This is a genomic window from Arthrobacter sp. ok909 (genome assembly GCF_900104405.1).
In the GTDB taxonomy this organism is placed as follows: domain Bacteria; phylum Actinomycetota; class Actinomycetes; order Actinomycetales; family Micrococcaceae; genus Arthrobacter; species Arthrobacter humicola.
In genome coordinates, this window is the sequence record NZ_FNJS01000057.1 from 1 (window position 1) to 10,808 (window position 10,808).

Below are 10,808 nucleotides of genomic sequence, written 5' to 3' on the forward strand. Positions count from 1 at the left end.
CTGGTGGCCCCGTTCTCCCTGCCCGGGCCGCACGGGCCGGAGGAGAGGCTCCAGAGACTGTCAAAGCGGGAAATGACGGCCGCCATCGGCCTGGCGAAGGGGCTGAGCAACCGCCAGATCAGCCAGGAGATGTTCCTGGCAGAAAAGACCGTGAAGAACATGGTTTCGACCATCCTGATGAAACTCGGCATGGCGCGCAGGACCCAGGCCGCCGTGCTCGTCACCACAACCCTGAATCACCCGGACGACCCCGCCGACGGCGGCTACCGGAACAGCCGGTTCCCGGATCTGGTCGCCGAAGTCACGGCCGCGTTGCTGAACTGCACCAGCGAGGCCCCCACCTTGCCGCCCACAGACGAAGCGCGGGCGGCCGACGTCGACAGACTTACCCACGCCCTCGCCGCCACGCGAACCGGTCAGATGGGATCCCTCCTGCTGCCGAGCACGGCTTAGGAGCCCGGATCCCGGGAACACGAGTTCCGCTGCACCTTGGGCGCACGCCGGGGCAAAAAGACTTGGCGCTGCTCCTTTACCGGATAAAACGCCCAGGGGGCCTTTTTCCTCCACGTCCACCCCCTGCGGAGGCGTTGACCGGAACCTCGGAGAAACACCACGAGTCCGGCCTGGGCGGCAAGCCTTTACACGGGGTAGTCCCGGAGTAACCATTGGTGGATGACCCGTCCTGCAGAAACCCTCACCGTAGCTCTGGATGATGTAGGCGATACCTCATGGTGGGCCAGGATCCTGACAACCCTTGGGTCCCAGTACGGAAGCACCCAGCGGCGTTTTGTGGGCCAGATTGACGGGAGAACCCGGTACAAAAGCTCGACCTTTCCCGTTGTAGGATCGGTCGGCCCGGTTTCCCCTCAAGACCAATGGGCTCCGGGGATGACGGCGGCGCTGGAAGAACTGCAGCGGGATCTGACTAAGGACGGCTGGGGACAGACCTCTCGGGGGAGGGACCCGTGGTCACTAACGTATGAGCGGGTCACATCCGGACTTACATGACTACGGCGGTTGAGGCCCTGCACGCCGATCCTGCACCAATTCGACGCATCGTCAAGAGCCCGGTCAGGATTGGGTGAGCACCCATCGGGCCGCTGGTGGCAGGAGCCCGGTTTCCCGCGTGGCCGCGGGCCGCCACGGTCCCGCAGGACGTTGATGTAAGGCGTGGACACTCCGTGCGACAGCATCTGAACCATCCACCGATTGACCATCACTTCGATCGGCCCCCGGCATGCAGCAAGCCGACGTTCTCATCCATCCACCGGAAAGCTTGGAATCGGTCCCGGAATGATCTCCACCCAGAGAGCTCCACGCAGGAAGCTCTCATCTAATTTCGAGTTTTTGTTTCCCGCATTCAGCGACAGCTTTTTTGCCGTCCCACTGTCGGCAGGCAATCAGGAACACGAGCCTGATCTGGGTAGATATAGGAAGACGCTCGGCGACGAATTCCCGCATCTGTTTCCACTCGTCCTCTTCCTGAGCCCGTGCCGGGACTTATGGCAGGTTCCAGCCGGCAGAGGATCCATGAGACTGGAGCTAAGAAGGCAGGAGACTCAACCATGACTGTTCTTGTTGCCTATGCAAGCGCACTGGGTTCCACCCGAGAGATAGCTCAACATGTGGCCTCCCGCATGGCGCTTGCACTGGGCGAGGTTGAGTGCCGGTCGGTGGAGGAGGTCAAGTCTGTCTCCGGATACGGGGCTGTAGTGGTCGGCAGCGCCATCCACAATCAGGCGTGGCTGCCCCCGGCGGTGCTGTTCTTCACCCACCATGGGCCCGAGCTGGCCAAGCGACCGGTTTGGGCGTTCAGCGTGGGGATGTCCGAAGCGCTGCCCAAGCCGTTCCGGAAGCGCGGTGCGGCGCTGCAACAGAAGCGTCTGGAACGAGCTCAGTTCCAGGAGGTTCCGCTTCGCGGCCACAAAGTCTTCTCCGGTGTCTACGAGGCCGGCCAGATGCCGGCGCCGCTCCGGGTCTTGTTCCGGGTCACCGGCGGTCGCTTTGGAGACTTGCGGGACTGGGGGGCTGTCGACGCGTGGACGGATCAACTTACAGCCCAACTCGCTAAACCTGCCTCGCCCACGTCTCCAAGCAACGTCACGGCAAAATTTCGACAGGATTGAGTTCCCGAGGTGTCCCGGCGGTGAAGCAGGATTTCGGCCGAACCCGGCGGGGCCAGACCGGACACGCCTAGTGAACGCTCCGGACATGTCAGGGCAGGCGCCTAAAGCCACCGCCCAGGAGCGTCCTACCGGCATCAAACCATGAAGTAAGAGCGAAAGGACGGTCCTGATGACCGTTCGGGTTGAAAACTGGCGCACCTGGATGTGGTCCATCTGGCTGGTTGCGGCGATGTCATTGTTAGCGGTCCTTGACCTGACGGTCTATGGCCTGGTCGTGCCCGCCTCGGCTCTCTTGTTGGCCGTGATTTCCGGCCCTGCGGACTGGCGCCGGCAGGGAGTCGACAAATTGGACCTCATCATGGTGGCGGCCCTCTACCTCGCGGTCGTCGCACTGTTCCGTGTGGCCTTCACCGTATTCACCGTCACGAACGTGCCGGGCCTGTTCCTTTGCTTTGGTGCAGGACTGGTCCTGGGGGTCGCGGGCCCCGTCTTGTACACCGTTAGGCGGGGACGGCCGCTGTCCGACCTGGGGTTGTGGCTGGGTAACTGGAAGCCGGCGGTAGCCCTGGGACTGATTCTGGCGTCCATTCAGTTCGCCATCACACTTTTCGGGTATCCGCTGCCGGAACCGGTTGGCTGGGTGCCTCTGCTTGTCATGTCTTTGACCGTGGGCGCCTTCGAGACCGTGTTCTTCCGCGGTTTCGTCCAGACTCGCCTCAGTGCCAGCTTCGGCCGGGCCCCCGGCATAGCAATCGCTGCAGCACTTTACGCCGGGTACCACATTGGGTACGGGATGAGCGGTGAGGGCATGGTCTTCCTCTTCGGGCTCGGTACCGTCTACGCGGTCGCGTTCGCTCTGACCCGCAACGTCCTTGTGCTGTGGCCCTTGCTTACCCCACTGGGTTCTTTCTTCAACAACCTCAACACCGGAGACATCGAGCTGCCCTGGGCCGCCATCCTCGGCTTCGCCGATGTGCTGGGTCTCATGGCGGCTTCGATCTGGCTGGCACACAGGCGGCTGCGGCGCAGGAGGCAACAGCAGTTGCAAGGGGAGGACGCGGACAAAGCAAGGTTCCGTGAGTGACAGGTCCGTGGATGGTCCGGACTACCCCGGAACAAGCACCCGGCGACGGTTGAACGCGGGTGGGATGTCGTCATTGATCGGCCTGGATGCGCCCAGTTTCGCTGCGGGCCCGGGTCGCCGGCAGTTTTGCCTTGGCCCGGCAGTGGGGGCGGTGAAATGCGAGGCCGCAGTTAACAACGGACCAGCACTCCCGTACTGGCTTTTCAGTGGGCCAGCGTGTAACTGCCGCTAAGTGGCCTAGTGTCCGGAGGCAAAGAAATGGAACAGCTGATCCCCTGGCTTGTATTTTGCACGGCATTCCTTGCTCTGAGCCTGTGGAAGCCCCCGGCCGCCCGGATCTTCCTTGGCGTCTTCTTCATCCTCATGGCGGTGGCGGTAAATCTTGTATGGAGCCTGGTGGCACCGGAGTTGTTCGTGACACTCGGTACCGATGATCCGCTGGTCCCTTTCTACGTGTGGGTGTTCCAAAACGTCGTGACTCTTTCCCCGCAAGGTTTCGGTGCACTGGCAGCGGCGGGCGAGCTCACTGTGGGACTGCTGATTCTCAGTCACGGATGGAAAGTCAAGATCGGCCTCGCACTGGCGGTCGCGTTCCTGCTGCTCATCACGCCCCTGGGAATATGGACCCTGCCCAACCCGGTGATGGCTGCAGGCGCGGCTTGGCTGATGACCAAGGACTTCCCTCGAAGCCTGGTCCAGATTCTGCGTGCAAGGCGCCGCCCTGCAGAGACGCAGTTGAGCGAGGGCACCGGGTGAGCCGGTCCTCCAATTCCGCGACGGGCTGTACGTGTCCATGCCGGTGACCTTTACGGCCCAGGAGTTGCCATGACCTGCACCAACGATCCCGTGCACCGGCATCACCCGTTGTTCTCTGCGGAAACCGACGGCAAGGTGTTCCGGCGGTCTTCGGCTCGCCGAGTCGCCCTGTTAGAATGCCGTCGACGGTTCGTCGAGGCCGGAAGGAGAGCCGGATGTCGCAGGCCGCGCAGTGGACACCAGGGGACCAATCGTGGGTCAGGGACAATCTACGCCACGCCATAGACCATCTCGTTGAACTCGGTTACTCGGTGCGCGGCGGACAGGGCGAGGACCCGGAACTGATCGATCCCGGAGGTTCGGCCGTGGAGACGTGGCGGGAGGGCTATCCCTACGAGGAACGGATGTCCCGTGAGGACTACGAGCTGGAGAAATATCGGCTGCAGGTTGAGCTGCTGAAATTCCAGTACTGGGGCCAGGACCAGGAGCTCCGGAATGTAATCGTTTTCGAGGGCCGGGATGCGGCCGGCAAGGGCGGAACGATCAAACGCTTCACCGAGCACCTGAATCCCCGCTCGGCCCGGGCGGTGGCGCTGGCCAAACCCTCCGACCGTGAACAGGGCCAGTGGTATTTTCAGCGCTACATCCAGCACCTGCCGTCGGCCGGGGAGATCGTGATGTTCGACCGCTCCTGGTACAACCGGGCGAATGTCGAGCGGGTCATGGCCTTCTGCACCGAACAGGAGTACGACACGTTCATGGTGCAGGCACCGCTCTTCGAGAGGATGCTCGTGGACTCCGGCATCCACCTGACCAAGTTCTGGTTCTCGGTGACCCGGCATGAGCAGCGCACCCGCTTCGCGATCCGGCAGATCGATCCCGTGCGGCGCTGGAAGCTCTCGCCGATGGACCTGGCTTCTCTGGACCGGTGGGAGGATTACACGGCGGCCAAGCAGGAGACGTTCCTGCGCACCGACACGGACCATGCGCCGTGGATCACCATCAAGTCCAACGACAAGAAGCGGGGCCGGATCAACGCCATGCGCTTCTTCCTCAACCAGTTCGACTACGACGGCAAAGACACCTCGGTGGTCCACGACGCCGACCCGCTCATCGTGCGCCGCGGCCGCGAGGCAGTCGGCGACTGAGGCGCCTCGCCATTCGCGGGAACCCGCATAGCGTTTGCCAGGCTCCCAGCATCCCCCGCAAAACCAGCGGGCGGCGCGTCGATCGCTGGAATCCACCCGGAATGACCGCGGTGACGCTGATGTGAACCGGTCCGTCCGTTTGACCGCGGCATCAGAGGAAGGCATGAGTAACGGTGCAGACCGGCCCGCTTCACGGTAATTGGGGTTGCGTGAAGCTCCGGTGGTGGCACTGCTGGTTCGGCTGCTGCTGGATGGAGGAGCGTGGTTCGGTTGTTTCCGGGACGACAGCAACTACTGCGTTTTCTGCGGCAGAGGGCGGGTAGCATGTCTGCGCTTCAGTTCGGTGAGTTCGGCCAGTTCGGCCAGTCGATGGGCGCGGGCGGATTCGACGGAGGCGTCTTCCGACGCGCTGTCCGCGGAGGCGAGGCGCGCCGAGGCCAAGGCCTAGGGCCTGGTTGCTAGCCGTTCTCGTCGCGGCGGTCGGCGCGGGCCACGGGGAGGTCGCCGAGCCGGTCCACCTGCTCGGCCAGGGCATCGATCACGGCGCGCAGCTGGACTTGGGCAACCTTGGTGTAGGTGCGGACATACTCGATCTCCTGAATGGGGTCGGTATAGCCAGCCGCCGTGGCCGCCTGCACCGGAACTGCCTGCCGCGTGGCCGCGGAGTCCTCGGCCCTGCGCAGGATCTCGCTGTACTGGGTGCGGGCGCTGGCTACGAGGTCCTTCGAATACTGCTCGGCCTCGGACACGAACTTCTCCGCGAGGATCTGCGCCTGCGTGATGACCTTGACCATCTCGTCCTTGGCCGTGGGGCTTGCCGCGCCAGACTGGTGCTGGTCCGCCTCGAGTTGCTCGGCAACAGTCCGAAGGAATTCGTGGACGGCTTGTTGGTCGTACCCGCGTCCCACCACCTCGAACGAGGCGTTGCGGATGTCGGAAGGGCTGATGCGGCCTTCTGGACTAGCGGTGCTCATGGTATACCTCTTCCTGGTCTTCACCGGTGGCCGAGGAATTGTCCTCGACGCCTGCGTAGTCTTCGTACCGTATGTGGGCGCGCGGCGTGCCCGCCGCGACGAGTTCGCGGACGGTGTGCCCGACCATCGCCGTCGACCCGGCCACGAGGGCCAGACGCCGGGGCGCATCGGGGTGTGCCGCAGCCACGGTGCCCACGTAGCCCTGGGCGCCGGGGAAGGTCGCGTCGTCGGAGACGACCGGGTGGTAGCTGAACCACGGCTCCCTCGAGGCCAGCTCGGCGAGCCGCTGCTGGTCGTAGAGGTTCCACGGGACCCGCGCCCCGTGGAAGAGGTCCACCCGCGGCCCGCTGCCGCGCTCGGTCCATTGCTGCCCCACGGCGTCGACTATCGAGGCCATCGGGGCGAGCCCGGTCCCGCCGGCAACCATGAGCAGGTCCCGCGAACCCTCGAGGGCGAGCTGGTCCCCTACGGGGGCGCCGATGCGTACCGTGTCGCCCACCTTGGTCCGGCGGACGGCAGCGGTGCTGAAGAGGCCGCCGGGGATCAGTTGGACGTGCAGTTCGATTGTGCCGTCGGCGCGGGGGGCGTTGGCAGGACTCAGGTAGCGCCAGGTCCGCGGGAGTGAGGGAACCTCCACCGCGGCCGACTGTCCCGGCGAGTACGTGAAGCCGTCCGCGACGCGGACCTCCAGGACCGTGACGTCCAGGCTGCGGCGCTCGACGGCGGTGACCTCGCCTTCCCACCACGGCGGCGTAGTATCAGATGCCTCCTCGGCGGCCATGACCATGACTTTGGCGATTAGTCCATACGCCTCGGCCCACGACTGCGCCACCTCGTCGGTCCATTCCGGACCGAGGTACTTCTGCAGGGTCGCCAGGAAGGAAGCCCCCACCATCGAGTACTGCTCCGGCTTTACGGAGAAGCGGCGATGGTCGCGGCCGAGTTGGCCGATGAACCCGGCGACCTCGTCAATCTGATCCGCGTGGCTCACAATGTGCCCGAGGGCGGCGAAGAGTTTGTCCCGCTGGCCGGCCATCGAGACCGGGAACATTTCGCGTAGCTCCGGGTGGGACAGGAATAAGTGCGAGTAGAAGTACAGGGGGACTTCGTCCCCGAGCGCGGCCGCCATGGACCAAGTCCTCTTCAGCCCACCGGCATCCATCGAAAGGCCCTTCTGTCGGGGTCGGTCTCCGCCGGTTCCGGCGGAGCGGGCCCCCCACAGCACCTCGGCCAACCTACCCCATTGCTGGTGGACGGGTCCAACAGGTTTCGGCGCCCATGCCGCCGACCGGAACCCGACTCCCGTCACCTTAACCGTGCCGGCACCAACAGGCCAGCACACCGCTCCCCGCCCGCCACGTCATCGGAACAGGACACACAACCGTGACCGACTCCATGACGTTCACCGCCGACGACATCCTCGCGTTTATCCCGCACACTCAGGGAGAGGTGCCGAAGGAAGAAAAAGAAATTCCGATTGGTGCGTAACCTTTCTGGGTTCCCCAGCGGTTACTGCTTTGTAAGCGGCGCCGGAGCTTGGACCCCCACCAGGCATCCGGCCCTTCCGCTGTAAGTGCTGGTCGGCGCCTGCCCCCAAGAGGCGCCGGCCAGCCTTCACGCAACCCAAGGATGGACGTTTGTTGTGAAGAGTGTTTGCAAGACCGCCACGTGCTGACCAAGCAGGGAAACCGGCTCGGTGCTAAGCTCCGCATGGACGCCCCGTGCGGGACCGACCGGCTGGCTTACGCCCGGACGCCGGTCAGCCACCTGAACCCCGACCAGGCGGCCACCGGCAGCATTCTCGGGATCTGCACCGACGAAAGCAGCTCCGACGACCCGCGCTCCTGCTCCGGGCACGTGGCCGCACTGCGCACCAAACGGGACACCGCTGGGATGCCGCTGCCGGACGCGTGGATGGTCACCTCCGAAGCCTGGATGAACTACCTCCGCACAAACCCGCCGTGCGGTTCTGAACAACCCCTGGACGCGATCACCAGCAGCACCGGAAACGCTGCCCTGATCCACGCCGGGGGCAACGTCAGCGGATTCACCGAACCCGCACCGTTTACCGGGGACGCGGGAACCCGCGAAGCCATCGCGGCCTACCGCCCGATGGTTGGCCCGAAGGTCTGGAGAACAGCCGCGACGAGTGGGCCCAGGTGCTGGGGAACCCTGCAAGTTCCTGACGGCCCGGACCGCGCAGGAACTTGCAGGAGCATTCCAGCACCCCACCGCCCGGGACTGCCTGATGACCGACGTCATCACCAGTGCACCGGATCAATTCACGTCCGTCATGCTCGGAGTGTTCCCGGGCCGTCCCGGCTGGGCCCGCGTGGACACCGCCCAGGAAGTCGCGTTCGAACTGATGAAGGCAACCCCCGAAGGACAGCGCGCCCCGATGCTGTGCTTGATCGGCTGGCTGGAATGGCTCAAAGGCAAGTCCAGCTTTGCCGCCCGGATTTTCAAGCTGGCGGGCGTGCTCAGCGCAGCCGGTCCCTCTGTCTTCAGGAGCTTGTGGGCGTCTGAATGTGTACAAATTTCCTTTTACGGGCCCCTGCGGGACTGACTTTTGTTGGTAGTGGTTGCGGGCTGGCGGCTTCTTCTCTTGACGTGGCCAGCGATGTTGCTGCGTACTGCTTCATGGCCGTGAGCGCGTGGAACTGCATGACTTGGGTTCAAAACCTCATGGTCATCCCTGTTGGCAGCCGGATTTCCTGGGACGTTTCGTCATGACTTCGATGATGGTCTCGAGCATTGGGTAGCGGCAGGGCGGACCGATCGAGTTTGGTGAAGACCAGGGTGCTGCCGGCCCGAACAGGCGCCAGGGCGTCGTTCAGTCCCGGCCATTCGTGTTCCTTCCGGTCACGCCGTGGTCGCGATTGATGATGTCCTTGGGGGCGCCGAGATGCGCAAGCGCCTTGCGCTTCGCTGCCAGGTCCCGTTCGTTGGTGGAGACCCGGGCGTAACCGAAGACCTGCGCGGGCGGATGGTGCCGCGGTGGGGGACCGGCTTGCGGGCAGTGTGAATGTCGCGTCGTTCTACTACGGTGTGGCTATGACCTTTGCGAATGTGGGAACGCTTGGCGCCGTCTCTGGTAAGCGCGACGAGTTGGTGCGTCATCTGACTCGGCGCAACGAGACCCTCCGGCAGATCGGCTGCCTTGCTTACGAGGTTGGCGTGAACGACGACGACCCAGACACCGTGTTTGTAGTGGAGTTGTGGGAGAGCGAGGAGGCGCATCAGTCTTCCCTCGCGTTGCCGGAGGTCCAGGCATCCATCACGGCCGCACGTCCGCTCCTGTCCGGTACGTTCGGAGGATTTCGCTTCGAGGTTGCCGGGTCGCCGCTTCGCGACTGACACGACCAACGCAGCGTTCAGCGGCAGCTTTCTGTGCGCGGTGGTTGTCGGCTCTGTCGAACGGTCCTGGCTGCCGCAAGAACGGGTTACAACGGGCTGGGCCGGGCCGTCCGGAGTGTCACCTCAACCGTGGCTGCTCCCTTATGTGGACACCTCCGCTCCGGCCGGCCGCGACCAACGAGGCGCCCACGGCTGGGGGAGTACGCCTGGATCCGTGGGTCTCTGACGGGAACGCCGCTTCCGACCGGGTTTCAGTCGTAGTCAGATTCGGGGTCATCGTCCGTGAGGCGGCGGAAGTCCCGGGAGAGGTACAGGGCCATCGCCGCTGGGTTGTTGTCCGCCACGGTGACTGTGACCGTGCGGCGGCCCAGGGTGTGTAGGAGGTACATGCAGTGTCGCAGGAGTTCTTCGGCCAGGCCTTGGCGGCGGTGGTCCGGGTGTGTGAAAAGCTCATCGATGACTGCTTCGCCGTCGCGTTCGGTGATGATGATGGCGGCCGTGATGTGACCGTCCGGTCCCGAAGCTACGAGGGACGCTGCCTCGGCGGTGCCGCGGCCCTCGTCCATGGATGGACCGATCCACGCCGGGTCTCCCGCACCCTGTCCGGGACGGTCGGCGTAGGCGTGCCGGTGCAGATTGGCCAGTTCGAGAAGATCATCGGGTTCCAGGGGCCGGACACGGATGCGTTCCGGGGCGGAGTTATAGAGTCCGGTTACTGCAACCAAGGTGACTAATGCGTTCATGACGGCGTTGCCTTCCCCGGTGCGCGGGCGACACCGTTGAACATAGTGTCCGGCATCGTGCGCCTGCGGGGAAGGCACACGGAGGCAATCGATATCCCGCGGAGCGGACGAGGCTCAACAGCGGCGCCCGGACCGTCCCGACGCTAAACCTGATCGTTCAGAACGCCTCACTGCTCCCGGTTCTTGCCGACACGTCTCGCGCGACTCGGGCTGCCGGACGTGCTGCGGGTCGGGCGCGAACCGCCAGGCCGGCCCCGGCGGCGGATGAGGCAGTGTCATGTTCAGGTAACGATAGGGATGATGGGGCACAATCACGGGATGACAGATTCCCGACAGCAGGACATTTCACGCATCGGCGCCGCGTCCGGGGTGCAGGAGGCAGGGGTGCCAGCCCCCGGACGGGCTCGCGCACGCCGGGTCGGGGTCAAGGTTCCTGAAATCACGGCCTGGTTCTGGGTCGCCAAGGTGCTCACAACCGGGATGGGCGAAACCACGTCGGACTTCCTGGTCCACCACCTCGACCCTGCCGTGGCGTTGGGCATGGGTGGGTGCGGCCTGGCCGCTTCGCTCGTGCTGCAGTTCGCTTCCCGCCGCTACGTTCCATGGATCTATTGGCTGGC

The 10,808-nt window shown here is 64.6% G+C and carries 11 protein-coding genes and 2 pseudogenes; 9 read left to right on the forward strand and 4 right to left on the reverse strand.

All coding sequences use genetic code 11. The features are described 5' to 3' along the window. The 5 genes from BLR03_RS25245 to ppk2 form a co-directional block, all read left to right on the forward strand. Positions 1-453, forward strand: a 453-nt coding sequence (locus BLR03_RS25245; RefSeq protein WP_217639846.1) for a response regulator transcription factor, incomplete at its 5' end; no start/stop codon positions are given. Positions 454-1,565: 1,112 nt separating this feature from the next. Beyond that, positions 1,566-2,126, forward strand: a complete 561-nt coding sequence (locus BLR03_RS23210; RefSeq protein ID WP_091256858.1) for a flavodoxin domain-containing protein — start codon at positions 1,566-1,568, stop codon at positions 2,124-2,126. Positions 2,127-2,295: 169 nt separating this feature from the next. Further along, positions 2,296-3,210 carry a CPBP family intramembrane glutamic endopeptidase gene (locus BLR03_RS23215; protein ID WP_091256860.1) on the forward strand — a complete coding sequence of 305 codons (915 nt, stop codon included), beginning with the start codon at positions 2,296-2,298 and terminating at the stop codon, positions 3,208-3,210. A 258-nt stretch (positions 3,211-3,468) separates the two neighbouring features. Continuing rightward, positions 3,469-3,966 (forward strand): hypothetical protein, encoded by a 498-nt coding sequence (locus tag BLR03_RS23220; protein WP_091256862.1) that lies wholly within the window; start codon positions 3,469-3,471, stop codon positions 3,964-3,966. A gap of 215 nt (positions 3,967-4,181) precedes the next feature. Next, the gene (gene ppk2, locus BLR03_RS23225; protein ID WP_091256864.1) at positions 4,182-5,114 is read left to right on the forward strand and encodes a polyphosphate kinase 2; all 933 of its coding nucleotides are present in this window, start codon (positions 4,182-4,184) and stop codon (positions 5,112-5,114) included. 458 nt (positions 5,115-5,572) lie between these two features. Here ppk2 and BLR03_RS23230 read toward each other — a convergent pair whose 3' ends face one another. Then, the gene (locus BLR03_RS23230) at positions 5,573-6,088 is read right to left on the reverse strand and encodes a DivIVA domain-containing protein (protein ID WP_091256865.1); all 516 of its coding nucleotides are present in this window, start codon (positions 6,086-6,088) and stop codon (positions 5,573-5,575) included. Then, a complete protein-coding gene (locus tag BLR03_RS23235) occupies positions 6,075-7,217 on the reverse strand; it encodes a globin domain-containing protein (RefSeq protein WP_217639847.1) in 1,143 nt (380 codons plus the stop codon). The genes BLR03_RS23230 and BLR03_RS23235 overlap by 14 nt, the downstream gene beginning before the upstream one ends. A gap of 581 nt (positions 7,218-7,798) precedes the next feature. On the opposite strand from BLR03_RS23235, the pseudogene BLR03_RS25115 reads away from it, so the two are divergent. Both BLR03_RS25115 and BLR03_RS25120 read left to right on the forward strand, forming a co-directional pair. Then, positions 7,799-8,068 (forward strand): annotated as a pseudogene (locus BLR03_RS25115) (DUF4192 domain-containing protein); the annotation flags it as partial. Positions 8,069-8,237: 169 nt separating this feature from the next. Next, complete coding sequence (locus BLR03_RS25120) at positions 8,238-8,654, forward strand: hypothetical protein (protein ID WP_091256870.1); 417 nt, start codon at positions 8,238-8,240, stop codon at positions 8,652-8,654. Between the two features lie 267 nt (positions 8,655-8,921). Here the strand turns inward: BLR03_RS25120 and BLR03_RS25125 are convergent, their stop codons facing one another. After that, positions 8,922-9,023, reverse strand: coding sequence for a hypothetical protein (locus tag BLR03_RS25125; protein WP_254788673.1), 102 nt, complete (start codon positions 9,021-9,023; stop codon positions 8,922-8,924). 119 nt (positions 9,024-9,142) lie between these two features. Here BLR03_RS25125 and BLR03_RS23250 point away from each other — a divergent pair, with 119 nt between their 5' ends. Next, positions 9,143-9,445 (forward strand): putative quinol monooxygenase, encoded by a 303-nt coding sequence (locus tag BLR03_RS23250; protein ID WP_091256875.1) that lies wholly within the window; start codon positions 9,143-9,145, stop codon positions 9,443-9,445. 251 nt (positions 9,446-9,696) lie between these two features. Here BLR03_RS23250 and BLR03_RS23255 read toward each other — a convergent pair whose 3' ends face one another. After that, positions 9,697-10,188, reverse strand: a complete 492-nt coding sequence (locus BLR03_RS23255; RefSeq protein WP_091256872.1) for a GNAT family N-acetyltransferase — start codon at positions 10,186-10,188, stop codon at positions 9,697-9,699. 318 nt (positions 10,189-10,506) lie between these two features. On the opposite strand from BLR03_RS23255, the pseudogene BLR03_RS23260 reads away from it, so the two are divergent. Next, a pseudogene (locus tag BLR03_RS23260) lies at positions 10,507-10,808 on the forward strand (hypothetical protein); the annotation flags it as partial.

Coding starts and splice junctions, on each gene's coding strand:
- BLR03_RS23210 (WP_091256858.1), top strand. CDS start 1,566: ATGACTGTTCTTGTTGCCTATGCAAGCGCACTGGGTTCCACCCGAGAG.
- BLR03_RS23215 (WP_091256860.1), top strand. CDS start 2,296: ATGACCGTTCGGGTTGAAAACTGGCGCACCTGGATGTGGTCCATCTGG.
- BLR03_RS23220 (WP_091256862.1), top strand. CDS start 3,469: ATGGAACAGCTGATCCCCTGGCTTGTATTTTGCACGGCATTCCTTGCT.
- ppk2 (WP_091256864.1), top strand. CDS start 4,182: ATGTCGCAGGCCGCGCAGTGGACACCAGGGGACCAATCGTGGGTCAGG.
- BLR03_RS23230 (WP_091256865.1), bottom strand. CDS start 6,088: ATGAGCACCGCTAGTCCAGAAGGCCGCATCAGCCCTTCCGACATCCGC.
- BLR03_RS23235 (WP_217639847.1), bottom strand. CDS start 7,217: ATGGCGGCCGCGCTCGGGGACGAAGTCCCCCTGTACTTCTACTCGCAC.
- BLR03_RS23250 (WP_091256875.1), top strand. CDS start 9,143: ATGACCTTTGCGAATGTGGGAACGCTTGGCGCCGTCTCTGGTAAGCGC.
- BLR03_RS23255 (WP_091256872.1), bottom strand. CDS start 10,188: ATGAACGCATTAGTCACCTTGGTTGCAGTAACCGGACTCTATAACTCC.